The organism is Tabrizicola sp., from assembly GCF_041911175.1.
Taxonomy (GTDB): domain Bacteria; phylum Pseudomonadota; class Alphaproteobacteria; order Rhodobacterales; family Rhodobacteraceae; genus Tabrizicola.
In genome coordinates, this window is record NZ_JAYRPN010000058.1 from 15,250 (window position 1) to 41,337 (window position 26,088).

The window sequence follows — 26,088 nt, forward strand, 5'->3', positions numbered from 1 at the left end:
GCCGCCCGTCCACCAAGGCGGCGTGCCGGGCAGGGGAGAGATGCAGATGACCACGATGACGGCCCAGGCCGAGAGTTCGACCTTCCTGCCAATTCTGGTCATGCTGGGCGCGGCGCATCTTCTGAACGACCTGATCCAGGCGCTGATTCCCGCGATCTACCCGATCCTGAAGGCCGAATTCGCGCTGGACCTGGTGCAGATCGGAATGATCACCCTGACCTTCCAGATCGCCGGGTCGCTGTTCCAGCCGCTTGTCGGGCTTTACACCGACCGGCGCCCGCTGCCCTATTCCTCGGTTGTCGGCATGGGGTTCACCCTGACCGGCATCACCGCATTGGCTTTTGCGCCAAGCTACCCGCTGATCCTCGCCTCGGTCGCCTGCATCGGCATCGGCTCGTCGATCTTCCACCCCGAAGCGACGCGGATGGCGCGCTATGCGGCGCAAGGCCGGGCCGGGCTGGCGCAGGGCATCTTCCAGGTCGGCGGCCAGGTCGGCGGGGCGGTCGCGCCGCTGGCGGCCGCCCTGATCATCGTGCCGCTGGGGCAGTCGAGCCTTGCCGGTTTCGCCGTGGCGCCGATCATCGCGATGCTTCTCCTGATCCGCATTGCGGGGCAGCACACCCGCCTGCGCGAGGCGTTCCATTCAGCGGCGAAATCGGCGCGATCCCATGCGACGGCGGCGCTGACGCCCGGCCAGGTGCGGCTGGGCCTGATGATCCTGGTGCTGCTGATGGCGTCGAAGCTGGCCTATCTGGAAAGCTTCCGGTCCTTCTATACCTTCTATGTCATCGAGACCTTCGGCGTCTCGATTGCCCAGTCGCAGGTGCTTTTGTTCGTGATCTTCATCTCCTCGGCCATCGGTGCATTGGTCGGCGGGATGGTGGGCGACCGGATCGGGCGGCACCGGATCATCTGGATTTCCATCCTCGGGCCGCTGCCGCTGACGCTGCTCTTGCCGCATGTCGGGCTGGCGGGAACGGTCGCGCTGACGGTGCTGATCAACCTGATCATGGCCAGCGCCTTCGCCTCGATCATGCTGTACGCGATGGAGCTGATGCCGGGCCGGATCGGGCTGATCGGCGGGGTGTTCTATGGCCTCAACTTCGCGCTGGGCGGGCTGGCGGCGGCATTCCTGGGGGCCTTGGCCGACCGGATCGGGCTGCATGAGGTCTATGTGATCTGCTCGTTCCTGCCGGTCGTCGGGCTGGTGACCTGGTTCCTGCCGAAGACGCACGCCTAGACGGGGTTTGCCGCTGCCCGGTCGGCCACTGGCCGTCGTCGGGGAGGCAGAACAGCCTGTGGACGGCGAGATCGGCCAGCCTTCGCCAACGGTGCGCCGGGCGCGACAGGGGTTGATCTGGCGGACGGATGCCCGCAAGAGCGCGCGGATCCTGCGGGGAATGCCGGAAGCGATCGTCCGGTTCCACGCCAAGGCCGCCGACCACGCAGCGCGAGCCATCTGGACAGGGTTGGCAGGGCATCCGATTTGACCGACGATTTCCAGGTCAAGCCGTCTCGATGGCCACTGTTGCCCGCTCTCCTCCCAGGGCCGCAAAGGCCCGCTGGCGGCAGGTGAAGACCAGGATCTGCTGGTCGCGGGCCGTGCGGTGCAGCGCATCGAACATCGCCTCGATCCGGTCATCGTCGGAATGCACCAGCGCGTCGTCCAGGATCACCGGGACCGGGCGACCGGAGGCGGCGAAGAGCCGGGCGAAGGCAAGCCGGGTCAGGATCGCCAACTGCTCGCGCGTGCCGCCCGAGAGGATATCGAGCGGTTCCTCCTGGCCGTTGCGGGTCAGGGCGGTGGGCAGGAGGGTGGCGTCGTCGATCAGCAACCGGGCACCGGGGTGAAGGATGGACAAGAGCGGCTGCAACTCGCGCACCACGGGTGCGAAATAGGTGTCGCGGGCCCGGGTGCGTGCGTCGTCGAGGGCCTGGCGCAGGCGTGTCAGGGCCCGGACCTCGGCCTCGTAGCGGGCGGCGCGGGCCTCGGCTTCGGCGCGTTCCTCCGAGACGGACGACAGGTGCTCTTCCAGGCCCTCGTCGGCACGCGCCGCAATGCTGGCGTTGAGACCGGCAAGATCCTCGCGAACCCTCGCGCTCTCTTGGGCAGCCTGGTCGGACGCACCTTTCGCGCGGGCAAGGCGGGCCTCGGTGGTGGCCACATCCGGGGCCGAAGCCCGCAGGGCCGCCAGCGTGGCCTCCGCCGTAGTGCGGGCCGCGGCAAGCGGCGGAACCGTCGCGGCAAGGCGGGCGATCCGGTCAGCGAGATCTGCCGCGTCCCCGGCCTCGGACCGGGCAGCAGACAGCACGCGCTCGGCCGAGGTGCGGTGCGCTTCGGCGACGGCCCGGGCCTGGTTCGCCTGGGTCGCCAGATCATGCGCGACGCGCAGGGCGGCGGTCGCTGCGGTTTCTGCGGACTCGGCGGTGGTCAGGGCAACGGACAGGCTTTCGGGGTCCTCGGCTGACTCCTCGGTCAGCGTGTCGGCCCCGTCTGCCAGTGCGCGGGCCAGAGCAGATCGCAGGGCGTCGATGCCGTCGGGAGCGATGGCCGCCAGCAACGCCGTCGCCTGCCGGATCCCCGAGTCGAATTCCCCGGCCTGGAGCAGCGCCGCCCGGGCGGCGGCCAGGCTTTCCACCCCGCAGGCGGCAAGGGCCTGGTCCAGCCGCTTCCGTGCAGCCAGGATTGCGGTCGAGGGTTCGGACATGCGGGCGCTGCCCGGGTCGATCCGCAGGCAGCCGAAGCCCGGCAGGGTCAGCTCGGCTGCCACAAGCAAGGGCTGGGGCCCGGCAGGCAAGGGCTGACCCGCCAGCAGCGGCCGGGCCTCGCCCTCGGGCAGGGCCTCGATGGTGACGGCCTGCGCCTCGGCTCGCGCCTGGGCAAGGTCGAGCGCGGTCTGTGCCGTCTCGACCGTGGCCACCGTTTCGGGCGTCGCCACGATGCGGTGGCGACCGGCCCGGGCCTTTTCAAGATCGGCGAGGACCTCGTCCGCCCGGGTCGCCCGGCGCCGCAGATCCTCGGCCTGGCGCCTTGCAAGGCTGGCCGACCGGGCACGGTTGGCCCGATCCAGCCGAAGGCGCAGGTCGCGGGTCGAGGCGGCAGCCGCTTCCCCTGCCGTTGCCGCGGCTCGTTCGCGCTGCGCCAGTTCATCCGCCCGCGCCCGGGCTTCGTTCACCGCTGCCTCGGACTGGTGCAGGGCGGCTTCCGCCTCGGCCCGGCGGTTGGTCAGCATCCCGAGCCGGGCAAGCTCGGTTTCGGCGCGTTCCGCGTCAAGACGAGCCAGGCGCAGGTCCGTCTCGCTCTGGGTGATCCGGGCCTGATGCGCGAGGGCTGCCGCGTGCGCCGTCTCTGCCTGGGCAAGCGCTGCGGTCCGCCCGGCGACGGCCTCGGGATCGGTCAGCCGGGCGTGGGTGCGTTGCAGTTCGGACCGACGCGACAGGTCGTCGGACAGACGCTCGACGCCGCGCCGCAACTCGGCCTCGCGCGCGGCAAGCATGTCGGCCTGATCCAGCGCCCGCTTCCATTCGCCATTGGCCTTGGGCCGACCGCTGTCCGTCACCAGGACCGAAAGCGCTGCGGTCACCTTGTCGAGAACAAGATCCATCCGCCGACCGCCGGTCATCATGTCGATCTCGCCCGCGACCGAGGACAGGAGGTCGCGTCGGGTGGAAAGGCCCCTCTCGCGTTCGCGCCGGTCTTCGGTGCCGCTGCCGTCAGGCTCGACCCCCATCAGCCCTTGCCGCACCCAAAGGAGACCCGAGGGGCCGTGCAGCCCGGCGCCGATGATCCGGTCGATCCAGGCCTCGGCCTCGTCCGCCTGGGCGACGAGGCGACCCGAAGCGTCGAACACCTGGGCCTGGGGCCGCTGCAGCCAGCGCTTGACGATGCGGAACCGGCCTTCCGGCAGATCGATCTCGACCCCGACCTCGGGCGCGCCCCCGGCATGGGGTTGCAGGGATTTGATGACGGCGTTCCGGCTGCCGTGCCGTTCGAAGAACACTGCTTGCAGGGCGTCGAAGAAGGTGGATTTGCCGAATTCGTTCGGTTCGCACAGCACGGTGATGCCGTCGCCGATGCCGGACAGCCGGGCGCTGCGGCCCGCGAAGCGGCGGATGTTGGTCAGCTCGATCGCGCGCAGCTTCATGCCCGGACCTCTTGCGTCAGGGCATAGAGCCGGGCCAGCGCCGAGGCGGCCGTGTCGCGTTCGGCCTGCGAGCGACCGGCGTCCCCGGCTTCGGCCAGAAGCGCTTCTGCGGCCTGGCGCAGGGCCCCGGCATGGTCGATCTGGTCCAGGTCTTCCGGCAGCGCCTCGACGGCAAGTCCGGTCAGGTCGGTGGCGAACCAGCCGAAGTCCGGGGCGCGATGGGCAAGACCGGCCTCGACTGCGGCACGTTCGGCCAGTGGCAGGCGCCCCTTCAGCGTCAGTCGGACCAGGTGGTCGCGGGCACCGGTCGGCGGAAGCGCGGTGGCAATGCGGTTGGCCGCGTCTTCGCCCGGCAGCAGGTTGATCTCGGGTCGAAGCCAGCGGAACCCGGCGACACCGACGGGAGCGACCTGCGGCACCGGGCCGTCGAGGGTCACGAGCAGGGCCGAACCGGGCGCATCATGCTTGAACCCGTCCGGTTCGGGCGTGCCCGAGTACCAGGTCGTCGGGCTGACCTGCATCTGGCCGTGCCAGTCGCCAAGCGCGAGGTAGTCGAGGCCGGACCGCTGCGCCCGGTCGGGCGGGATGATGCCGGTCGCCCCGTCCTCGCCGGAGAAGTCGGTGATCGCCCCGTGCCCAAGGCCGATGCGGCGTGCGCCCGCAGGCGTGGCGGCGGACATGGCCTCGGTCAGGTCGCGCCCCGCGTTGCGTTGCGTGCAAGGCGCGGGCAGCAGCCAGATTTCCGGCGCAAGCTCGACCGGAGCGTCCGAGGCAAGCGCGCGCAGGTTCGCCGGGCCGTCGGTGGCGATCCGTTGCCAGAGTTCGGACGCCTTCAGGCTGTCGTGGTTGCCGGGCAACAGCACCCAGGTCAGGTCGGACGCCTCGCGCATCGCGGCCAGCGCCTGCCGCAATGTGTCGGGGGCGGGCGTTTCGGCATCGAAGGTGTCACCGGCCAGAAGGATGGTCACGGCCCCACCGGACCGTGCCGCCGCCGCCAGTCGCCCAATCGCGCCGTGCCGTGCCTCGCGCAGGCGGTGGCGGATGCCTTCGGGGAGCCTGCCGAACGGCTTGCCGAGGTGAAGGTCGGAGGAGTGGAGAAAACGATATGGCGTCATGCGCTCAGATGGCCTCAAGCAGGCAGTGCGGGCAATGGTGATCGGCCCGGAATTTGCCGATTGTATTCAGAGAATTCGACAGGTCGGGTCGTTCTTCCAGCGCAGATACACGGTGGGGCGCATCTCGGCCGGAGAGAGGAAGGTGCGGACCGAGAAGACCGGGATCGACGGCGCGGCTGCGGTCGAAAGCCCCCAGTCCGGATCGAGGCACATTGCGTCATGACCTCCGGCCCAGACGCCGGGGGTCGAGGCGGGGTGGAATTCATCGCCGTCCTCGACAATCCGCGCGCCGCGGTCCCAGCTGCGGAAGATGGCTTGCGCCTCGGCATCGACGGCAGGCAGAAGCGCCTTCAGCGGCAGGTCCGACCGTTCGACCAGCCGTTCCAGCGCATGCCCGCAGAAGCTGACGGCAGAAATCCGAAAGCATGACTGTCCCCCGCTCCGTTCGGTACGCGCGCGAAGATAGATCAGGCCGGTTTCATGGAAGGCGGTTTCGCCCTGTGCCCGCGCCTCAACGCGGCGCAGGGCGCGGGCGGTGAAGCTCAGGGCCTTGCGGCATGCGGCCTGCGCAACACGGGTGACACCACGCTGGGCGCGAAGGCGGGCGGCCATCCGGTCAAGCCCCTTCGGATTCGGCCGCAGACCCGCCGCAAGCGCGAAGAGCGCGGGCAGGTCGGCGCTGTCCCGATCGGCTTCGGACAAGGCCTGCCGCGCAAGACCGCGCTTCAGAGAGGTGCGAAGCGCCGTCGAGCGGCTGAAATCGACATGCGTCATCTGCATCTGGACCTCCCGTGGCTGGAGTCATGGTTAGGGAATCGTCAACAGCTTCAGATTGCGCCATAAGGGTGGCAAATCCTGTCAGGGAGGGCCGATGTCCTTTCAGAAAGCCACCGATCTCTTGCGCCTCGCCGAAATGGCCACCTCCCGCTACCGCGGGGTGTCGCTGACGGACATCGAGGAGGCGTTCGGTGTCGACCGGCGCACCGCGCAGCGCATGACCAAGGCGCTGGAGGAGACCTTCCCCAACTGCAGCACCGAAGTCGATGACGACCGGCGCAAGTTCTGGAAGTTGCGGGCCGATCATGCGCGCCTGATGCTGGCCCAGGGCATCCGCGACAGCGAACTGGCCGCGCTGGAAATGGCGATACGCCGGGCCGGGCGCGACGGCGCCTTGACGGAAGTCAGCGCCCTGTCAGGGCTGCGCGACCGCCTGTTGTCGGCCATGCCCGGCCCGCATGCCCGCCGGGCCGAGGCCGATGCCGAGGCGGTGCTGGAAGCGCATGGCTTCGCGTCGCGCCCCGGCCCCCGGGTGCTTGTGAAGGCGGGGCTGTTGGCCACCATCGGCGAAGCGCTGAAGGGCCCGCATGTCCTGACCATCGTCTATGCTGGCGGCCGCGACCCCAACCGCGAACGGCGGCTGGAGCCGCATGGCCTGCTCCTTGGCACCCGGCGCTACCTGGTTGCGCGCGAGACGGGCGGCGACGGGCGGATGCAGCACTACCGTCTGGACCGGATCGCGACAGCGCGGCTTGAGGCGGACAGCTTTGCCCGCGATCCCGGTTTCGATCTTGCCACCCACGCCAATCGCGCCTTCGGCAGCTATCATGCCGATCATGAATATGGCGAGGTCGTCTGGCGCTTCACCCCCGCCGCCGCCCCCACCGCCGGCGAGTTCATCTTCCATCCGACGCAGGAGCTGACGAAAGAGGCCGACGGCAGTCTGACCGTGCGCTTTCTGGCCTCGGGACATCTGGAGATGGCCTGGCACCTTTACACCTGGGGCGACGCGGTCGAGGTGATCGCCCCCAAAGGCCTGCGTGACATGGTCGCCCGCAACAGGCGCGATGATTTTCCGGCCCTGCCCTGAGGTCGCCGGGCGCGGCCAATGCGGGATGCCGCACAGCGGGGAATCACGCCGTGCGCCGACTCTCCCCGCCGCCTCGTCCGGTCGAAGGAGCGAGATGGTACCTGGCTCATGCAGGGATCGGAGGCGAACCGCTACCGCCGGAAACCTGCCCCTGCGGCGCGCACGCCATTTTTCAACATGTTGATTTTCGGGATTTTCTGAATTGGTCGGAGCGAGAGGATTCGAACCTCCGACCCCCTGCTCCCGAAGCAGGTGCGCTACCAGACTGCGCTACGCTCCGACCGTGGCGGGGGGTTATCCCGTCCGCCGCGCTTTGGCAAGAGGCCTCACGCCTGATCGCCGCCCCTTTCGAACCGCTTCAGCCAGCTCGAGATGCGGGGGAAGGTCCCGATCTCCCAGCGCGTGCGGTTTTCCAGCACCGGGCGATTCTGGCTGACCGAAGGCGTGCCCTCGCGCAGGACGATGTAGATGCCGGAGAGGATGATCACGGTGGAGCCGACGGCGGTGTAGAAATCGACGCCTTCGTCGAAGAACAGCCAGCCGTAGATCGCGGCCCAGATGATCTGCGAATACTGCATCGGCGCGACGATCACCGCCGGGGCGATCCGATAGGCGGCGATGCTGCCCAGTGCGCCAAGCGTGCCGAGGAAGGCCATCACCGCGGTCAAGGCCAGATGGGTGACCGGCATCGGCTGGTAGACCACCGGCATCAGCGCGCCGGTGGCGACGAAGGTCAGCACCATCGGATACAGCATCAGCACGACCGAGCGTTCGTCGCGACCGATCTTGCGCACGATGATCGAGGAGAGCGACCCGGTGGTCGCTGCCCCCAGCGCCGCGAGGTGGCCCAGCGAAAACCCGTCGCCGCTGCCGGGGCGCAGCACGATGATGACACCCAGAAGCCCGACGATCACCGCGATGCCGCGACGCAGGCCCACCTTCTCGCCCAGCATGGGGATCGCCATCAGCGTGATGAACAGCGGCATGGCGAAGAAGATCGCGTAGCAGGTTGCCATCGGCAGGACGGAAAAGGCATAGAAACCCATCGCCCCGGTGACCACCGCGCTGACGGTTCGAAGCGCGGTCCACCAGGGATGGCGCGGGATCAGCGTGCCGTCGCGCCGGTCGCTGAGGAGCAGGATGGTGACCAGCGGAAAGCTCATCAGCCCGGCGAAGAACATGGTCTGGAACGAGGAGTAATGCCCGCCGAGGAACTTCACCACGACATCATGCGTGGCATAGGCGGCGAAAGCGGCAAGCGAGAGAAGGGCGCCGCGCAGGGTGGGGGACATCGCGAAGGTTCCGAGGGGCTGGGGCGCGTCGCCGCGCCGCGTTAGCGGAAACAGTTTCGCCCGGAACCGCGCCGGATGCAAGGCCGGGTCTGCCCCTCTCAGGCGGTCAATCGCCCGCCAAGGCCCCGCCGACGGCCGGGGGGGAAGTTTCAGGCCGGATCGGGCATCCCGGGTTGCCGACGCATTTCCTGCCGAAAAGGTTGATTAATCCGCTATCCTGATCCTGGAACAAACCGGAGGTTGCAGATGCCCGACCTGACCTACAATCCAAACGAGCGCGAACATGTGAACTTTGCCGACACGCTGGGGACCTTGCAGGGGCGGGTCGCCAAGGGCACGGTCAACAAGAGCACCGCGAACGCCTATTACATCGGTGTGGAGCTGTTGGCGAAGTATCCCGGCTCGAAATCCGGCGGCGAGTATTTCCTGAAGATGGACGCAACCGGACATGGCTCCGGCAGCAGCGAACGCAGCAAGAACCGGTTGATCGTCAAAGTCAATTCCGTCGGCGGCCTGATCGAGGGCGAGGCCTGGGTCTGGCGTCACGACAACCGGATCGAGAAGCTCGGGTCGGGGTTCTTCACGCGCGCCAAGATGTTGCGCGGCATGGTCTGACCCCGACCCGCCCGCTCAGAGGCTTGCGTCCAGTGCCGCGACCACGGCGTCGCCCATCTGGCTGGTCGAGACCGGGGTGCCGCCCTCCGGCCCCATCAGGTCGGCAGTGCGGACACCGTCGGCCAGGACCTTTTCGACCGCTTTCTCGACGCGGGTGGCTTCCTCGCCCAGATCGAAGGAATAGCGCAGTGCCATTGCGAAGGACAGGATGCAGGCGATCGGGTTGGCCTTGCCTTGCCCCGCGATGTCGGGGGCCGAGCCGTGGACGGGCTCATACAACGCCTTCGGGCGGCCGTTCGCCATCGGCAGGCCAAGGCTGGCGGAAGGCAGCATCCCCAGCGATCCGGTCAGCATCGCGGCCATGTCAGAGAGAAGATCGCCGAACAGGTTGTCGGTCACGATCACGTCGAACTGCTTGGGCCAGCGGCAGAGCTGCATCGCGCCCGCGTCGGCATACATGTGCGACAGCTCGACATCCGGGTAGTCCTTGTCGTGCACCTCCTGCACCACATCGCGCCACAGGATGCCGGATTCCATCACGTTGGCCTTCTCCATCGAGCAGACCTTGTTGCCCCGTTTGCGCGCCAGTTCGAAAGCCGACCGGGCGACTCGGGCAATCTCGGATTCGGTATAGCGCTGGGTGTTGATCCCGACCCGCTCGTTGCCTTCCTTGAAGATGCCGCGCGGCTCGCCGAAATAGACGCCGCTGGTCAGTTCGCGGACGATGACGATGTCGAGGCCCGCGACGACCTCTTTCTTCAGCGACGAGAAATCCGCCAGCGCATCGAAGCACTGCGCCGGGCGCAGGTTCGAAAACAGGTCCATCTCCTTGCGCAGGCGCAAGAGCCCGCGCTCCGGTTTGACGGAAAAGTCCAGCTTGTCGTATTTCGGGCCGCCCACCGCGCCCAGCAGCACCGCATCGACCTCCTGCGCCTTGGCCATCGTCGCATCGGTCAGCGGGACCCCGTGCGCGTCATAGGCGCAGCCGCCGACCAGGTCTTCGCTGACGTCGAACTGGACGCCGCGCTTCGCGCCCATCCAGCCGATGATCTTCTTCACCTCGGCCATGACTTCCGGGCCGATGCCGTCACCGGCAAGGATAAGGAGGGAGGGATTTGCCACGCGCGTGCTCCTGGGAAAAGGGTTGCGGTTCGCCTAGCTTTTCGCCGGGAAAACTTCAAGCCGGGAAGGCTGCCGCAAGGGCATCCCACACCCGGCGCAGGCGGGGCGACTGGCGCAGGCGGGGCGGGGCGGTCAGCCAGACCGGCAGGCTTGGCAGGCCGGGGATCAGGTCGATCCGCTCCAGCAGCGGGTCGGCGTCGCCCACCGCCCGCAGGATGCCACCCAGCCCGCAACCGGCGCGGACCAGTTCGACATAGGTCAGCGGGTCGTCGCAGCGCACGGGAAAGAAGCTGCGGGTCACGTCGATCCCCAGCGCCTGCATCACCCGGATGATCTGGTCCATCCGGTCTTGACCGACGAAATCGAGACGCATCAGCTCGGCAGGCGAGGTCGGGCGGCCCTTGCGGTCGAGATAGGCTTTCGCGGCGAAAAGCCCCAGCGGCAGGTCGGCCAGATGCCGCGCCACCAGGTCCCCTTGGGTCGGGCGATACATCCGCAGCGCAATGTCCGCCTCGCCGAACAAGAGGTTCTCGCTGGTGTCCGAAGGCACGAGATCGATCTGGAGGCCCGGCTCCTCGGCCCGCAACCGCGCCAGGACCGGCGGCAGGATCACCTGGGATACCACGCGGCTGGCCGTAATGCGGACGGTGCCCTCGATCCCGGCGAAACGGCTGCGGGCGGTCATCGCAAGCTCGGCTGCTGCGGCCTGCATCGCCCGGGCCGAAGGGAGAAGCGCCTCACCCGCCTCGGTCAGCGCCTGGCCTTGGGAGGTGCGGGTGAAGAGCGCGACCTGAAGCGCCTGCTCGATAGCCTGGATGTGGCGTCCAAGGGTGGGCTGGCTGACCCCGATGGTCCGGGCGGCGGCGGACAGCGACCCGGCCTCGGCCACGGCCAGGAAGGATCGGATCAGGGTCCAGTCGGGCAGGTCCATACGGAAATGAATATCCGGTCAGCATTTTCATGCAATTCCATTTGATCGGTCGCCTCCGCATATCTCTGGCAAAGGAGATCCCCATGACACGGACAGCCCTGGTTCTTGGCGCGTCGGGCGGCTTCGGCGGGCAGGCGGCAAAGGCGCTTCGGGCGGCGGGCTGGACCGTTCGGCCCTATAGCCGTGGCACCGACATGGCTGCAGCGGCCAAGGGGGCGGCGCTGGTCGTCAACGGGTTGAACCCGCCGAACTATCACGACTGGGCCCGGCTGATCCCCGAGATCACCACGGCGGTGCTGGCGGCGGGAAAGGCGTCCGGCGCGGTGCTGCTGGTGCCGGGAAATGTCTACCCTTTCGGGAAGGAACCCGGCCCCTGGAACGCCGACACCCCGCATCGCCCGGTCAGCCGCAAGGGCCGCATCCGGGCCGAGATGGAGGCCCGGTATCGCAAGGCATCGGACCGGGGCCAGCGCACGATCCTGCTGCGCGGGGGCGATTTCCTGCTGCCCGAGGCGCCGCAGATGCTGATGAACCGGGTGACGCTGGGGCAGGTCGCCAAGGGGCGGATCACCGCGCTGGGCGATCCCGAGGCGCTGCATGCCTATGCCTATCTGCCCGACATGACGCGGGCAGCGGTCGCGCTGGCCGAACTGGGTGAGGCGCTGCCGGCCTATGCCGACATTCCCTTCGCAGGCCATGCCTTCACCCTTGCCGACCTCGCGGCCCGGGTGTCCCGGCTGTCCGGCCGCCCGACGCGTATCCGCCACTTCCCGACCTGGATCTTCACCGTGGCGAGCCCGGTCTGGGAACTGGCCCGCGAGTTGCGCGAGATGCTGTACCTGTCCAGCTTCCCGCATGCGCTGGACCCCGCCCCCCTGCGACGCTGGCTCCCGGACTGGCAGGACACCGATCTTGATGAGGTGATCCTGCGCCACCTTGCCACGCGCGGGCTTCAGGGCAGGTCGATGTCGATCCAGACCGGAAAGTGATGCGAGGCGGCGGTGAGGTCGGACAGCAGCGGGTCGTCCGCAGGGGGCCACATCACGCCGGCGTCTATCACGCGCAGCCCAGCCGAGGGCAGCACATAATCCAGCCGCAACCCGCCGAGATCCGGGTAGAGCACGGTATCCAGGCGCGGGTCGCCGCTCTGGCCGGGGTCGGTCCGGTCCTGCCCCCCCTGCGGCGCGGGGTCCTGCAGGGCGGGATGCGCCAGAAGCGCCCCGATTCCCTCGCGCAAGCCATCGCCATCGGTGGGGTCGAGGTTGCCGTCGCCCAAGAGGACGAAGGACCCCTCCGGCGGCGGCATCGGCAGCGCGCCCTCCAGCAACAGCCGCCAGAACGCCGCCTCGTCATGGTTGCGGCGCCCGTTGCGGTCCTCCGGCCCGTCGAAGACCGGCGGCGTCGCGTGCCAGGCCAGAAGGTGCAGCGGGCCGGACGGGGTCTCCACCGGCACGTCCCAGAAGCCGGTCGTCGCCAGCCGTTGCACCGCCGCCAGCTCTGGCGGATCGTTGCCCAGCCCACCGGGTAGATCGCGCCAGAGGAAGCCGGAGAAATCCCGCGCCCCGGCCTCGTCCAGCGGCAGCCGCGACAGCACCGCCATCCCGCCCTGCCCGGAGAACAGCCCGAACCCCTGCGCATCGCGCGGATCGCCCGGTCGCCCATTGCCATCGACGTCGAAGCCGGTCTGCAGGCCGGTGTTCGGGCGGAACGCGAAGCGGTGGGGGAAATCCGCCCCCGCGGTCGCCAGCCGGTCGGCCAGTAGCCGCAGCGCCACGCCCCCCCGGTCGTAATCGACCGCAGTCAGCAGGATCACATCGGCATCCAGCCGTGCCAGCACCCGGACGATGGCGGCGATCTGCGGGTCCTCGCCCCGGTGCAGGTCCTGCACCAGCAGCCCCGGACCCTTGCGGTCAAGGCCGACGTTCCAGGTCGCCACCCGCAGCACATCCGCCCCGGCGGGGGTGCAAAGGGCCAGCAGCAGAAGGAAGCGCCTAAAGATCGTCGTCCTCGTCGTCGTGATCCAGCTGCGACGGCTCGATCGCGCCCAGCACGGCCAGCTTCGCCGCCCGCTTGATGCGGATCATGTCGGCGATCCGCGCCATTGCGACGGCCCGCATGATCAGCGCCGCCGGCAGATAGGCCCAGAGCGCCATCGTCCAGATCAGCGTCTGCGGCGAGGTCAGAGTATCCGACGGAATCCCCGAGGTGAGCACCGCCACGACCGCCGGGATCACGAAGGGCAGCAGGAACCCGACCGCCAGATTGGCATGCGAATCGCGCACCAGCCGGTCGACCACGTCGCCACCCGCCGTCGGCTCGAAGGTGGGCAGGTTCACCCAGACGTTGAACGCAGTTTTCGTCGAGGGCCAGCCGACCAGCTTCAGCACGATGACGAAGAGCGCGAGCGAGAAGAGCGAGATCAGGTAGGCCGTCCCCGCCGCCACCTTGACCTGCACGATCTGCGCGGCGGTGGCGGTGTCGTCCAGCATGTAGCTGGCCAGCCGGACCGGCGAATAGGGAAAGTCGAGCGAGGCCCCGATCAGAAGCCCCAGCGCATGGAAGAAACGCGAGACGGTGGTGGAATCCTCAAGATCGGCGACGATGGAGGACAGGACGACCACGATGGTCAGCATCATCAGATAGCGGATGCGGTTGTAGGGCGCGCCGTCGCGAAACTCGATCAGGCTGGGGTAGACGGCGTTGTATTCGAAGAAGACCAGCGCACCGCCGAACAGGGCCAGCAGTGCCACGATCTGCTTGGTGTCGGTGCCGATCCCCGGCAGGATCACCGAGGGCGCGACAATCAGGATCATTACCAGGAAGGCGCGCACCGCCGCCGCGATCGCCCGCGAGGCCCAGGTCCGCGCCCAGCCATCCGTCGAGATGACGGCGGTCAGCCGCAGCTTGGCGCGCAGTGCCTCGATCCATGCGGTTCCACTTGCCACAATTCCGCCCAATTCCGCACCGATTCCCGTAGTCTCGCTCTGGTTGTGCGTATCTAGCCCAAGCTTTGTGGCCATTTAAGGGTCAGTCTTGGCCCAAGGGGCGGCGTCGTGCGAAATCTCCGCACAATCCCGCAGGCTGTCGGTCAGCTTTCACGGAAGGCGAGCGCGAAATAATCGGTGAAAGGCTTCACCAGATAGGCCAGCGGCGTGCGGCGCCCGGTCTGCAGGAAGACCTCGACCGGCATTCCCGGCACCAGCACGCGGTCGCCCAGCCGGGCACGCTCGCCCTCGGCCAGTTCCAGTTCGGCGGTGTAATAGGTCGCCCCCGACTGCGGATCGCTCAGCGCGTCGGCCGAGACCAGCGTGACGCGACCGGTCAGGTGTGGCGTGTCGCGGGCCGAGAAGGCCGGAAAGACCAGGTCAGCCGCCTGCCCGACGGACACCTCGTCGATGTGGATCGGCGCGATGCGCGCGGTGATCACCAGCGGGCGGTCCTGCGGGATGACGTAAAGCACGGGTTCCGCCGGACGCAGAACCGATTGCGGCGTGGTGACCTGCAGGCCCAGGACGATGCCCGCGACCGGCGCGCGAATGTCCAGCCGGTCGATCCTTTCACGCAACGCGCGGCGGCGTTCGGCAAGCTCCAGCAGCATCGGCCCGACCTGGCGCAGTTCGGTCGTGGCTTCTTCGCGCCGGGCGGTGTCGAGGCTGGACCTTTCGATCTCGATCTCGGTCACCTGGCCCTCGGTCCGCGCCAGTTCGGCTTGCAGCTCGCCGATCTGACCTTCCAGCCGGGCCTGTTCCCGTTGCAGCGCCAGCACCGTCCCGGCCTGGGCCAGCCCCTTGTCAAGCAGGCTTTGCTGCGAGGCAAGCTCCTGTTCGATCAGGGCAAGCTGGCGGGTCAGAGCCGCGCTTTGTGCCGCGATTCCGTTCGACTGTGCGGTGATCTGGTCGATCCGCCGGGCCAGAAGCTCGCGCTGTTCGGCCAGTGTCGCGGCGCGGGCCTCGAACAGGCGGCGCTGGCCGTCAAGCTGGGCGGCCACCTCCTTCGAGGTTTCGGCCAGGGCAAGGATGTCGGCAGGAAACTCAAGGCTGGTCAGCCCATCGCGTTCGGCGGTCAGCCGGGCCGAGCGACCGGCCAGTTCCGACAACTGCCCCTCGACGATGGTCAGTTCCGAGCGCAGCGCCGCGCCATCCAGCCGCAGCAGCATCTGCCCCGCCTCGACCCGCGCGCCTTCCTTGACCAGGATTTCCGCCACGACACCGCCATCGGGGTGCTGGACGACCTGGCGGTCACGCTCGACCTCGATCTGCCCCTGGGCGACGATGGCGCCCGAGATATGGGTCAGCGTGGCCCAGAGGCCGAAGCCCAGAACCAATGCCAGCGTGGCAGCCAACCCCAGGATCACCGGGCGGCGGATCGAGAGGGCAGGGGTCATGCCACCCCTCCCGGCGCGGCGGAGCGCACGATCTCGGTCGCGTTGCGCACGGTTTCGCGCAGCACCGCATCGCGCGGGCCGAAACCGGCGGCGGCGCCCTCGTTCATGACCAGAAGCAGGTCGCATTCCTGGATCGCTGCCGGGCGATGCGCCATGATCAGCACCGAGGCCCCGCGCGCCTTGGCGGTGCGGATCGCCTGGTTCAGGGCGTGCGATCCGTCGTTGTCGAGGTTCGAGTTCGGCTCGTCCAGAATCAAGAGCACCGGATCGCCGTAAAGCGCACGGGCCAGGCCGATGCGCTGGATCTGCCCGCCGGACAACCGGCTGCCGATGCTGGCGACCTGGGTGTCATAGCCATCGGGCAAGCGCAGGATCATCTCATGCGCAGCGGCTGCCTTTGCAGCGGCGATGATCTGCGCCGGATCGGCACCCGCGTGCAGCCGGGCGATATTGTCGGCGATGGTGCCATCGAACAGGGTCACCCGTTGCGGCAGATAGCCGATGCAGGCCCCCAGCGCATCGGGACCGTACTGGTCGAGCGTCGCGCCATCCAGCCGGATGCGCCCCGCAGCAGGCCGCCAGACAGCGGTCAGCGCGCGGGCGAGCGAGGATTTGCCCGACCCGGACGGTCCGATCACCCCCAGCGCCTGCCCCGGCGGAAGCTGGAAGCTCAGCCCGCGCAGCACCGGGATGGCGGCGCCGGGCGGAACGACGCTCAGCGCCTGCACGTCCAGAAGGGCGCGCGGGCGCGGAAGCTCGGTCCGGGGGGGCGGTGGCGGGGTCTGGGCCAGAAGGTCCGTCAGGCGCGCCTTGGCCTGCCGCGCGCGGGTGACGACCGGCCATTGGCCCACCGCCTGTTCCACCGGCTGCAGCGCCCGGCCCATCAGGATCGAGGCGGCAATCATCGCCCCGGCCGAAAGCTCCTGCCGCAGGACCAGCCAGGCGGCAAGTCCCAGCATCGCCGATTGCAGGAACAGCCGGAAGGTCTTGATCGCGACCGCATAGCGCCCCGACAGGTCCGAGGCCTGCAACCCCGCCTCCAGCGCCCGGTCGCGGCGCAGCTTCAAGCGGGCGAAGGCGGCGCCGGACATGCCCAGGGCCTGGATCAGCTCGGATTCCGACTTCAGGTTCTCGGCCTGGCGTTCCGCCGCCAGCGTGGCAAGGTTCGCGCCTTGCAGCGGTGCCTCGGTTCCCTGCTGGTTCAGCCAGCTGAGGCCCACGATCACCAGCCCGCCGAAGAGGGCCAGCCAGCCCAGCCAGGGGTGAAAGACGAAGATCGCGGCGACGAAGAACGGGGCCCAGGGCGCATCGAGCAGCGCCAGGACGACGGGCGAGGACCAGAAGCGGGCGATGGCATCAAGGTCTTTCTGCGCGGCAAGGGCGGCGGTGTCCTGCGGGGCGACGGTCAGGCGGCGGAAGGCGGCGCTCAGCACCCGCGCATCGAGCCGGTCCTGCAGCCGCGCGCCAACCCGCGCCATGATCCGGCCCCGGGCATAGTCAAGAAGCCCCATCATCAGGAACAGGAACCCCATCAGCAGGGTCAGCGCGAGAAGCGTCTCTTCCGAGCGCGAGACGAGCACCCGGTCATAGACCTGCAGCATGTACAAAGGCGCGGTCAGCATCAGCAGGTTGACCAGGGCCGAGAACAGGAAAGCCACCGCAACCGCCTGGCGCGAGGCGGCGCGGGCAGCGGCAAGTTCGGGCTTGCCGGCCCTGCCGTCGGTCGGTTGCTTCGCGGGCGCTGCCATCGTGTCTTCCTTGGCGTCTTCCTGCCATGCGCGGCGCATCTGCCACGCTTGACCGTTGAATTGGGCAAGTCGGGGTTCTATGCCTTGCCAACGCCCGCGCAAGACTGTCGTTGGCGGCGTGGTGGCCGGACAGTAGGGATATGGGTCTGAACATTCCATTTATTTCAGGACGCCGGTTGCGAATTTCGGCGCTCGTTGCAGCGGTGGGGCTTCTGTCCGCCTGCGGCGCGAGCCCGGCTGCCAATGGCATCAACGATCCGTTCGAACCCGCGAACCGCAAGGTCCATGCCTTCAACAAGGGGGTGGACCGTGCGCTGGTCGGTCCGGCCTCCAAGGGCTACGGCGTGGTGCCCGAGCCGCTGAAGCGCGCCGTCGGCAACGTGGCCGACACGCTGGACCTGCCCGGCGACATCGCCAACAACCTCCTGCAGTTCCGCCTGGCCGATGCTGGCGAGAACTCCGTCCGCCTGTTGGCCAACCTGACCTTCGGTGTCTTCGGCCTGGTCGACTTCGCCTCCTACGCCGGGGTCGAGGGCAAGCCGACCGATTTCGGCGAGACGCTGCATGTCTGGGGTGTCGGTGAAGGGCCCTACATGGAACTGCCGCTGGCCGGGCCGTCCACGGCCCGCGATACCGTGGGCATGGTCGTCGACCTGGCGATGGACCCGGTCCGGCTGGCCCTGCCGCGGAAGGAAGCCAATGCCGCGACGATCCTCAAGCTCCTCTCACGGCTTGGTGATCGCGACCGCTTCTCGGCGACGGTGGATTCGCTCCTATATGAAAGCGCGGACAGCTATGCTCAGGCGCGGCTTCTCTACCTGCAGAACCGGCGCTTCCAGCTGGCGCGGGGGGATGGGGCCGCCGGTGCGGCCAGTGACGACGGCTTCATCGACCCCTATGCGGACGCCACCGGTGCGCAAGCGCCCACCACCGACGACGGCTTCATCGACCCTTACGAGGACCCCTATGCCCAATAACCGTTTCCGGGACCTGATCCTTTCGCGCCGTGGCTTCACCGCCGGGCTGACCGCAGCCGCGGCCCTTGCCGCCCTGCCGCTGCCCGCGCTGGCGCTGACCGCCGATGCCGCGAAATCGCTGGTCGACAAGACGGTGGGCGACATCAACTCGATCATCAACTCGGGCAAGTCCGAAGCCGCCATGCTGAAGGACTTCGAGAAGCTCTTCGCCCGCTATGCCGACGTGCCCGCCATCGCGCGGTCCGTCCTCGGCACTGCGGCACGCTCGGCCTCGAAGGCGCAGCTTTCGGCCTATACCAAGGCCTTCCAGGGCTACATCAGCCGCAAGTACGGTCGCCGCTTCCGCGAATTCATCGGCGGGCGGATCGAAGTGTCGGATGCCCGCGCGGTGAAAAGCTACTTCGAGGTGATCTCGACCGCCTACATGTCGGGCGAGAGCCCGTTCGAGGTGCGCTGGCATGTGTCCGACAAGTCGGGCAAGAGCCTGTTCTTCAACATCATCATCGAGGGCGTGAACATGCTGGCCAGCGAGCGCACCGAGATGGGCGCGCTTCTCGACCAGCGGGGCGGCGATCTCGACCGCCTGATCGCGGATCTCGCCAAACTCTGACGGGGGCTCCTCGTGCGGCTTCGCCTTCTCGTCGCGGAAAATGACGAGATGGGGTGTAGTCCCGACGAGCAATCCCCTCAGCGCGGCACCCGGATCCCAAGCTTCTCCAGCGCGGCCAGCGCTTCCTGCGCCTGCGGCCCGCTCAGCGTGAGCGACGGGCCGCCGCCGACGCTCACCCGTGGCCCCAGCCAGCTGTTGATCGCCTCCACCGTCCGCGACGGCCCCGGCCCGCTGGTCGAATAGGGCGTGACCGGAACCTGTCCCGTCGTCCCCGAGAACTGCAGGACGGCGCGGTAGGTCGTGCCGGAATTGTTCGACCGGCTGGCCGCCAGCGTGGCACCCTGGAAAGCCTCCAGCGGATAGGTCTTCTCGCCCCGGCCCAGCAAACCCCGGCTGGCAAGCGAGATCACGCCCGATGCCCGGTCAAAACTCAGCCGCCGGGTCTTGATCAGGAACACCGCGACCAGTAGCGGGATCACCGAGGCATAGCCCAGCGCGTTCATCCCGGGGACAGAGGGCAGGTTCGTCAGCTTCGGCGTTTGCGGCATTCCGACCAGCCCGGCGAGGGCGGGCAGGACCAGCCGCATCCCGAAGCCCAGGGCGAAGAACAAGAGGAACAGCCCCACGCACAGCAGCATCAGCCCGACCGGGCGGATTTCCAGCACCAGGCGGTCAGGGGTCTGTTCCACGATGCGCATGGCGCTCTCCGGGCAAGGCGAAACCCTGGCCGAAGGCTATGCCCGAACCGGAAACCAGACAAGTGCTGCGTCAGTTGTTCCCGCCCAGCACGCCATCCAGCAACTGCTCGACGACATCCCCCTTGGGCGATGCTTTCGTCACCGGCCCTTCCGGCACCGCCCCGGCCGGCGGCGGGCCGTCGTAGACCGGGATTGCCTCGCCGGTCGTCGGGTCGATGTAGACATTGTCGTAGGTCGGGGCGTTCGGATCGTCGAAATAGGGCACATCCTCGGCGGCGACCGCGCCTTCGCCGGTTCCGGTGCCAAGGGGCGCATAGGTGGAATCCGGGATTTCCTTGACCAGAGGTTTCGCGGGCAGGCCCTCGTCGATCCGCACCATGACCTCGTGCCAGATCTCGGCCGGAAGGCCGCCGCCGGTCACGCCTTTCAGGGGACTGTTGTCGTCATAGCCCATCCAGACGCCGACGACGTAATCCGCGGTAAAGCCCACGAACCAGGCGTCGCGCGCGCTGGTCGTCGTGCCGGTCTTGCCTGCCGCCTCGCGGTCATCCAGCCGCGCGCGTCCCCCGGTGCCCGAGTTCAGCACCTCGGTCATCATGTAGGTCAGCGCGTGCGCCGCCTTCTCGCTGATCACCCGCTCGCCGATGCCGCCGCCCGCGCCGAACAGGGGCTCGTCCATCCCCTTCAGCTTGAGCGAGTCGAACCCGTAGGGTGCGACCGAGGAGCCGCCATTCAGGATGCCCGCGAAGGCTCCGGTCATGTCGATCAAGGTCGATTCCGACACGCCAAGCGCCAGCGCCGGGCCGTCGGCGAAGTTCTGCGCCAGGCCGAAGTCGGTCGCCACCTGCTTGACCAGATCACGGCCCACGGCTTCCGAAACCCGCACCGCCGGGATGTTCCGGCTTTCGGCCAGTGCCTGTGTCAGCGTGATCTGGCCCTTGAACTTCTTGTCGTAGTTCTGCGGACACCAGTCGCCCGACCCGGCCGTGTAGATGCACATCGGCGTGTCCTCGACCAGGTCCATCGGGCTGTAGCCAAGGTCCATCGCCGCCGCGTAGATGAAGGGCTTGAAGGTCGATCCCGTTTGTCGCACAGCCTGGGTCGCGCGGTTGAAGTCACCCGCATTCGGGATGTCGCGCCCGCCGACCATCGCCCTGACCGCGCCATCCGCGCTCATCACCACGATGGCCGCCTGCGCCTTCGAGCCTTCCGCGACCTTGTTGTCGAACACCCATTTCAGCGCCTCTTCCGCCTTCTTCTGGATGTCCTGGTCCAGCGTCGTCTCGATGATCACGTCTTCCGTCGTGTCCCGCGCCAGGTAGTCCGGCGTCGTCTCCATCACCCAGTCGGCGAAATAGCCCCCCGCCTTCTGCTTCGCGGCCTTCGACAGGGTGGCGGGATGGGCCAGCGCGTCGTCGGCCTGCGCCTTGGTGATATAGCCCTGCTCCAGCATCAGGCCGATCACCACCGCCGCCCGGTTGCGCGCCCGCTCCATGCTGGCGGTGGGGGCATAGGTCGACGGCGCCTTGAGAAGCCCCGCCAGCATCGCCGCTTCGGGCAGGGTCACATCCTTGGCCGACTTGCCGAAATAGCGCTGCGCCGCCGCCTCGAAGCCGCGCGCGCCCGCGCCGAGATAGGCCCGGTTGAAGTAGATCGTCAGGATCTCTTCCTTGGAATACTTCGTCTCCATCGCCATCGCGAAGGGGACTTCCTTGATCTTCCGCCACATCCCGCCCTGGCGGCAGTCCTTCTCGTAGTCGGCTTCCGACTTCCACAGCTTCGGGTCCCACTGCACGCCAAGGCACAAAAGCTTCGCCGTCTGCTGGGTGATGGTCGAGCCGCCGTTGCCCTCGAACGCGCCCCGCCCTTCCGACAGGTTGATCCGGATCGCCGAGGCAATCCCGCGAGGGCTGATGCCATAGTGCCAGTAGAACCGCTTGTCTTCGGTCGCCACCACCGCATCGCGCAGGAAGGGCGAGACGCTGTCCGCCGTCACCATCCCCCCGAAGGTTTCCCCCCGCCAGGCAAAGACCTCGCCGTTGCGGTCGAGCATGGTGACCGAGCCCCGCGCCCGCCCGTCGATCAGGTCGGCCACCTCGGGCAGTTGCGCGTAGAAATACCAGATCACCCCGCCCAGGATCAGCGCCCCGATCACCGTTCCGCGCCAGGCGATGCCCCAGAGCACGCGCCAGACCGCCAGGATCAGCCCCACCACCAGCCCATGCTGCCGCCGGGGCCGGGGCGTCCGGCTGCGCTTGGGCTGCGCGGGCTTCGGAGACGCAGGCTTCTTCGGCCCGCCGCCCGAGGGGGCCGCGCGCGAGGAGGAATACCGTTTGTCCGCAACAAGGGGGCCGCGCCCCCGGTCTTTCGCCGCCATGACTGCTCTGCCAACTCGTGACCTGGGCCGTTCCAGCCCGTTTGGCGGCGACCATACCCCGGATTTCCCGGAATGCGAAGTCGGGCCGACCACGATTCGCATCGCTTTGCCGCTCAAGAATTGGGCATCAGCCCCGTGAGCTGCAGAAATTCTGCACATCCCGGCCCCGTCGCCGCCTCCACCCCCGGCGATTTCTTGTGCAGTTGCAGCATTCGCCCGCCTCATTCCCCTTGAAGGGTGCGCCCTGATGCAACGGAACGAGGGGACAGAAGGTGAAGCTCATCATTGCAGCAATCAAGCCGTTCAAGCTCGAGGAGGTCCGCGAGGCGCTGACCGCCATCGGCGTGCGCGGCATGATGGTGACCGAGATCAAGGGGTTCGGCAGCCAGTCCGGCCACACCGAAATCTACCGCGGCGCCGAATACGCCGTGAACTTCGTGCCGAAGGTCCGGCTGGAGATCGTCGTTGCCGACGCGCTGGCCGATCAGGTGGTCACCACGATCCGCACCACCGCCAGGACCGACAAGATCGGCGACGGAAAGATCTTCGTCCTGGACGTGGAACATGCCGTGCGGGTGCGCACCGGCGAAACCGATGACGACGCGCTGTGAACGGCGGGAAGAGGGGAACACCTGACATGAAACTGCATACGAAACTCGGCCTCGGCGCGCTGACTGCCGCGTTGACCGGCCTGCCCGCGCTGGCGCAGGACGCCGCCCCCGTGATGGACAAGGGCGACGTCAGCTGGATGATGATCTCCCCGGTCCTCGTCCTCTTCATGACGCTGCCGGGGCTCGCGCTCTTCTACGGCGGCCTCGTGCGGTCGAAGAACATGCTGTCGATCCTGATGCAGACCACCGTCATCGCCTGCGTGATGATGATCGTCTGGGTGATCTACGGCTATTCGCTGGCCTTCGGCGGCTCGACCAGCGCCTGGTGGGGCGGCACGGCGAAACTGTTCCTGTCCGGTGTCACCGTCGACAGCATGTCCGCGACCTTCTCGGCGGGCTATGTCATCCCGGAATATCTGTTCATCGTCTTCCAGATGACCTTCGCCGCGATCACCCCCGCGCTCGTCATCGGCGCCTTCGCCGAGCGGGTGAAGTTCACCGCCGTCCTCGCCTTCTCGGTCCTCTGGGGCACGTTTTCGTACTTCCCCATCGCCCATATGGTCTGGGACGCGAACGGCTACCTGTTCGTCAAGGGCGCCATCGACTTCGCCGGCGGCACCGTGGTGCACATCAACGCCGGGATCGCCGCACTGGTCGGCTGCCTGCTGATCGGCAAGCGCGTCGGCTTCGGCAAGGACAACATGGCCCCGCATTCGATGGTGATGACCATGATCGGCGCCTCGATGCTCTGGGTCGGCTGGTTCGGCTTCAACGTCGGCTCGAACCTGGAAGCCAACGGCGGGGCGACGCTCGCGATGATCAACACCTTCATCGCCACCGCCGCCGCGACGCTGGCCTGGTGCGCCATCGAAGGCCTGGCGCGCGGCAAGGCCTCGATGCTGGGCGCGGCCTCGGGCATGGTGGCGGGCCTCGTCGCCGTCACCCCGGCCTGCGGCACCATCGGCCCGATGGGGGCGATCCTGCTCGGCGTGATCGTCTCGGGCGTCTGCTACGTCTTCGTGACCACGGTGAAGCACAAGCTGGGCTACGACGACAGCCTCGACGTCTTCGGCATCCACGGCGTCGGCGGCATCATCGGCGCGGTCCTGACCGGCGTCTTCTCGGCGGCAGCCTTCGGCGGAGTGAAGGGCGACGATTATGCGATGGCCGCCCAGCTCTGGGTCCAGATCGAGGGCGTGCTGATCACCATCGTCTGGTCCGGCGTCGTGTCCTTCATCGCCTTCAAGCTGGTCGACGTGATCATCGGCCTGCGGGTGGACAGCGACACCGAACGCCAGGGCCTGGACCTCACCAGCCACGGCGAACAGGCCTACCACAGCTGAGGGCATGGACTGCCACTGAACCGCAACGGCCCGCGGAGCTTCCCCGCGGGCCGTCTGCTTCGGGGACCCCGATGGCACTGCATGGCCTTCCCCAAGCCAGGGGCGCGGTCTAGGCTGGCGCCGCACAAGAGGGGACCGCGATGACAACCACCTGGCAATTCTGGGCCTTCCTTTCGGCCATCTTCGCCGCCCTGACCGCGATCTTCGCCAAGATCGGCATCAGTGGCCTTCCCTCCGACTACGTCACCCTGCTGCGGACCTGCGTCGTGCTGGCCGTCCTGGCCCTGATCGTCGCCGGGACCGGGCAGTGGCAGAACCCCGCCCAGGTCTCCTGGACGACACTGGGGGCGATCACTCTGTCCGGGCTTGCCACCGGGGCCTCCTGGCTCTGCTATTTCCGGGCGCTGAAGCTTGGCGATGCCTCGCGCGTGGCGCCGGTCGACAAGCTCAGCGTGGTGCTGGTGGCGATCTTCGCAGCGGTCTTCCTGGGCGAGCGGATGTCGGCGGTGAACTGGACCGGCGTCGTGCTGATCGCCGCCGGGGCGGTCCTGGTGGCGCTGAAGGTCTAGCCAGGGCAGGGACCGTTCCGACCTTGCAGAGCGGCAATCCCCTGAAAGGCGTGGCGCTGCTCTTCGCCGGGGGCGACACGCTCGGCAAGCATCTCTCCATGCTCTATGCCGGGCCGCTGATGCGCTACGACCGAAAGTCCTCGACCTGCCTTTCACATTTGCCCAAGTATCCCCGCCGGAGGCACATCCGAGCCGTCTTGTGTCCTTCACACAAGACGGCGAGACAAGGAGTCTTCGCGCCGAAGGCGCTCGATTTGACAGGCGTTCCCAACTTGCGACTCGTTAAGAAACGCTGAACGAAAAAAGCCAAGATATTGAATCCAATGAACTAACAGATTTTGTCCACCGTGGACACTCTCAGTAGAACCCCTGCGGGATCAGCCGGTGCTCATAGGCGTCCCGTTCCAGCTCCTCGCGGAAATCCGGGTGGGCGATGGAAATCAAGGCCCGCGCCCGCTCGGCGATCGACCGCCCCTTCAGGTTCGCCATCCCGTATTCCGTCACCACATACATGAGATCGGTCCGCGGCGTCGTCACCACGTTGCCCCTTGTCAGCGCCGTCACGATCCGGCTCCGCCGCTCCCCCTTCTTGTCGTAGGTCGAGGCGAGGCACATGAAGCTTTTCCCGCCCTTCGACCCATAGGCCCCCCGCACGAACTGGAGCTGCCCCCCGGTCCCCGAGATATGCCGGAACCCGTCCGTCTCCGACGCCGCCTGCCCCTGCAGGTCGACCTGGGTGGTGTTGTTGATCGACACCACCTTGTCGTTCCGCATGATCATGTGCGGCAGGTTGGTGTAGTCGACCGGGTGGAACTCCACCTCCGGGTTGCGGTCGATGAAGTCGTACAGATACTGCGCCCCCAGGGCGAAGGTGCAGACCATCCTGCCAGGGTTCATCTGCTTCCGCGCCCCGGTGATCCGCCCCGCCCGATACAGATCGACGATCCCGTCGGTCAGCATCTCGGTATGGATGCCCAGGTCGGAAACCGGGCTTTCGGCCAGGAGCGAACAGACCGCGTTCGGCATCCCCCCGATCCCGATCTGCAGGCAGGACCCGTCCTCCACCTCCGCCGCGATCAGCCGGGCGACGGCCTTGTCGACCTCGGTCGCCGGGGCCTTGGGAAGCTCGGCCATCGGCGTGTCGAAACCGGGGATGATGTAGTCGACCTCGGACACATGCACCCCGGTGCCGTCGCCCATGACGTAGGGAAGGGTCGGCGTCTCCTCGACGATCACCACCTTCCCCCGCTCCACCAGCGCCCGCATCCACAACACGTTCGGGCCGAAGTTGAAGTAGCCCTTCTCGTCCATCGGCGCCGCCTTGAACACCACGATATCCGGCGGGTCGATGAAGCGGCGGTAGTAGTCGGGCACCTCGCCCAGGTTCACCGGCAGGTAATGCGCCATCCCGGCGTCGTGCTTCCTTCGGTCGTAGCCGGAGAAATGGGTCGAGAACCAGTGGACGTGCCTGCCCTCCGGGTCCGCCTCCAGCACCGCGCGGGGGCGGGCGGTCAGCACCGACCGGAAGCGGATGTCGGTCAGGGGCCCAAGGCGGGCAGCCAGCGCCTCGTCGAAGGCATCGGGCTGGCCGAGGACCGCGCCGTAGTCGAGCCACATGCCGGGCCTGACCAGTGCTGCCGCTTCCGTCGCCGTGATCCGCTTCGCCGCCCTGGCCATCGCATCC

22 protein-coding genes and 1 tRNA gene are annotated in these 26,088 nt (G+C 67.9%); 9 read left to right on the forward strand and 14 right to left on the reverse strand.

Annotated elements, in window-relative coordinates; genetic code table 11:
- Positions 1-46: 46 nt before the first annotated feature.
- A complete protein-coding gene (locus ACE3P6_RS07395; protein ID WP_374393305.1) occupies positions 47-1,240 on the forward strand; it encodes an MFS transporter in 1,194 nt (397 codons plus the stop codon).
- 265 nt (positions 1,241-1,505) lie between these two features.
- On the opposite strand, the gene ACE3P6_RS07400 is transcribed toward ACE3P6_RS07395, so the two are convergent.
- The 3 genes from ACE3P6_RS07400 to ACE3P6_RS07410 all read right to left on the reverse strand — a co-directional run bounded on the left by ACE3P6_RS07400 (position 1,506) and on the right by ACE3P6_RS07410 (position 6,040).
- A complete protein-coding gene (locus ACE3P6_RS07400; RefSeq protein ID WP_374393308.1) occupies positions 1,506-4,145 on the reverse strand; it encodes a chromosome segregation protein SMC in 2,640 nt (879 codons plus the stop codon).
- Positions 4,142-5,260: an exonuclease SbcCD subunit D gene (locus ACE3P6_RS07405; RefSeq protein WP_374393310.1), complete on the reverse strand. Its 1,119-nt coding sequence runs from the start codon at positions 5,258-5,260 to the stop codon at positions 4,142-4,144. Before ACE3P6_RS07405 ends, ACE3P6_RS07400 begins: the two co-directional genes overlap by 4 nt.
- A gap of 66 nt (positions 5,261-5,326) precedes the next feature.
- Positions 5,327-6,040 carry a hypothetical protein gene (locus tag ACE3P6_RS07410; RefSeq protein ID WP_374393311.1) on the reverse strand — a complete coding sequence of 238 codons (714 nt, stop codon included), beginning with the start codon at positions 6,038-6,040 and terminating at the stop codon, positions 5,327-5,329.
- A gap of 91 nt (positions 6,041-6,131) precedes the next feature.
- Between ACE3P6_RS07410 and ACE3P6_RS07415 the strand changes: the two genes are divergently transcribed.
- A complete protein-coding gene (locus ACE3P6_RS07415) occupies positions 6,132-7,127 on the forward strand; it encodes a helix-turn-helix transcriptional regulator (protein ID WP_374393314.1) in 996 nt (331 codons plus the stop codon).
- A gap of 203 nt (positions 7,128-7,330) precedes the next feature.
- On the opposite strand, the gene ACE3P6_RS07420 is transcribed toward ACE3P6_RS07415, so the two are convergent.
- Both ACE3P6_RS07420 and ACE3P6_RS07425 read right to left on the reverse strand, forming a co-directional pair.
- Positions 7,331-7,407, reverse strand: a tRNA-Pro gene (locus tag ACE3P6_RS07420).
- A gap of 46 nt (positions 7,408-7,453) precedes the next feature.
- Positions 7,454-8,419: a DMT family transporter gene (locus ACE3P6_RS07425; RefSeq protein ID WP_374369899.1), complete on the reverse strand. Its 966-nt coding sequence runs from the start codon at positions 8,417-8,419 to the stop codon at positions 7,454-7,456.
- A 246-nt stretch (positions 8,420-8,665) separates the two neighbouring features.
- Between ACE3P6_RS07425 and ACE3P6_RS07430 the strand changes: the two genes are divergently transcribed.
- Positions 8,666-9,034, forward strand: coding sequence for a hypothetical protein (locus ACE3P6_RS07430; protein ID WP_374393317.1), 369 nt, complete (start codon positions 8,666-8,668; stop codon positions 9,032-9,034).
- Between the two features lie 15 nt (positions 9,035-9,049).
- Here the strand turns inward: ACE3P6_RS07430 and leuB are convergent, their stop codons facing one another.
- Together leuB and ACE3P6_RS07440 are read right to left on the reverse strand one after the other, a co-directional pair.
- Positions 9,050-10,156 carry a 3-isopropylmalate dehydrogenase gene (gene leuB, locus ACE3P6_RS07435; RefSeq protein WP_374393319.1) on the reverse strand — a complete coding sequence of 369 codons (1,107 nt, stop codon included), beginning with the start codon at positions 10,154-10,156 and terminating at the stop codon, positions 9,050-9,052.
- A 55-nt stretch (positions 10,157-10,211) separates the two neighbouring features.
- Positions 10,212-11,087: a LysR family transcriptional regulator gene (locus ACE3P6_RS07440; protein ID WP_374393321.1), complete on the reverse strand. Its 876-nt coding sequence runs from the start codon at positions 11,085-11,087 to the stop codon at positions 10,212-10,214.
- 83 nt (positions 11,088-11,170) lie between these two features.
- Here ACE3P6_RS07440 and ACE3P6_RS07445 point away from each other — a divergent pair, with 83 nt between their 5' ends.
- Positions 11,171-12,076, forward strand: coding sequence for an epimerase (locus tag ACE3P6_RS07445; RefSeq protein WP_374393323.1), 906 nt, complete (start codon positions 11,171-11,173; stop codon positions 12,074-12,076).
- Here the strand turns inward: ACE3P6_RS07445 and ACE3P6_RS07450 are convergent.
- The 4 genes from ACE3P6_RS07450 to ACE3P6_RS07465 form a co-directional block, all read right to left on the reverse strand.
- Positions 12,040-13,023: an endonuclease/exonuclease/phosphatase family protein gene (locus ACE3P6_RS07450; protein ID WP_374393326.1), complete on the reverse strand. Its 984-nt coding sequence runs from the start codon at positions 13,021-13,023 to the stop codon at positions 12,040-12,042. The two genes, ACE3P6_RS07445 and ACE3P6_RS07450, sit on opposite strands and share 37 nt — an antisense overlap.
- 55 nt (positions 13,024-13,078) lie before the next feature.
- Positions 13,079-14,032 (reverse strand): hypothetical protein, encoded by a 954-nt coding sequence (locus ACE3P6_RS07455; protein WP_374393329.1) that lies wholly within the window; start codon positions 14,030-14,032, stop codon positions 13,079-13,081.
- Positions 14,033-14,175: 143 nt separating this feature from the next.
- Positions 14,176-15,471: an HlyD family type I secretion periplasmic adaptor subunit gene (locus tag ACE3P6_RS07460; protein WP_374393331.1), complete on the reverse strand. Its 1,296-nt coding sequence runs from the start codon at positions 15,469-15,471 to the stop codon at positions 14,176-14,178.
- Positions 15,468-17,219, reverse strand: coding sequence for a type I secretion system permease/ATPase (locus ACE3P6_RS07465; RefSeq protein ID WP_374393354.1), 1,752 nt, complete (start codon positions 17,217-17,219; stop codon positions 15,468-15,470). Before ACE3P6_RS07465 ends, ACE3P6_RS07460 begins: the two co-directional genes overlap by 4 nt.
- 140 nt (positions 17,220-17,359) lie before the next feature.
- Between ACE3P6_RS07465 and ACE3P6_RS07470 the strand changes: the two genes are divergently transcribed.
- Positions 17,360-18,196 carry a VacJ family lipoprotein gene (locus tag ACE3P6_RS07470; protein ID WP_374393334.1) on the forward strand — a complete coding sequence of 279 codons (837 nt, stop codon included), beginning with the start codon at positions 17,360-17,362 and terminating at the stop codon, positions 18,194-18,196.
- Positions 18,186-18,806: a phospholipid-binding protein MlaC gene (locus ACE3P6_RS07475; protein ID WP_374393336.1), complete on the forward strand. Its 621-nt coding sequence runs from the start codon at positions 18,186-18,188 to the stop codon at positions 18,804-18,806. Before ACE3P6_RS07470 ends, ACE3P6_RS07475 begins: the two co-directional genes overlap by 11 nt.
- A 77-nt stretch (positions 18,807-18,883) precedes the next feature.
- Here ACE3P6_RS07475 and ACE3P6_RS07480 read toward each other — a convergent pair whose 3' ends face one another.
- Both ACE3P6_RS07480 and ACE3P6_RS07485 read right to left on the reverse strand, forming a co-directional pair.
- The gene (locus tag ACE3P6_RS07480; RefSeq protein ID WP_374393339.1) at positions 18,884-19,504 is read right to left on the reverse strand and encodes a hypothetical protein; all 621 of its coding nucleotides are present in this window, start codon (positions 19,502-19,504) and stop codon (positions 18,884-18,886) included.
- 70 nt (positions 19,505-19,574) lie between these two features.
- Entirely contained in the window at positions 19,575-21,881 is a 2,307-nt protein-coding gene (locus tag ACE3P6_RS07485; protein ID WP_374393341.1) for a transglycosylase domain-containing protein, read from the reverse strand.
- A gap of 272 nt (positions 21,882-22,153) precedes the next feature.
- Here ACE3P6_RS07485 and ACE3P6_RS07490 point away from each other — a divergent pair, with 272 nt between their 5' ends.
- From ACE3P6_RS07490 to ACE3P6_RS07500, 3 genes are all read left to right on the forward strand, one after another.
- Positions 22,154-22,492: a P-II family nitrogen regulator gene (locus ACE3P6_RS07490; protein WP_374393343.1), complete on the forward strand. Its 339-nt coding sequence runs from the start codon at positions 22,154-22,156 to the stop codon at positions 22,490-22,492.
- 26 nt (positions 22,493-22,518) lie between these two features.
- Positions 22,519-23,835, forward strand: coding sequence for an ammonium transporter (locus ACE3P6_RS07495; RefSeq protein WP_374393346.1), 1,317 nt, complete (start codon positions 22,519-22,521; stop codon positions 23,833-23,835).
- Between the two features lie 140 nt (positions 23,836-23,975).
- Positions 23,976-24,404: an EamA family transporter gene (locus ACE3P6_RS07500; RefSeq protein WP_374393349.1), complete on the forward strand. Its 429-nt coding sequence runs from the start codon at positions 23,976-23,978 to the stop codon at positions 24,402-24,404.
- A gap of 357 nt (positions 24,405-24,761) precedes the next feature.
- On the opposite strand, the gene ACE3P6_RS07505 is transcribed toward ACE3P6_RS07500, so the two are convergent.
- Positions 24,762-26,088: acetyl-CoA hydrolase/transferase family protein (locus ACE3P6_RS07505; RefSeq protein ID WP_374393352.1), on the reverse strand; the 1,327-nt coding region annotated here is incomplete at its 5' end.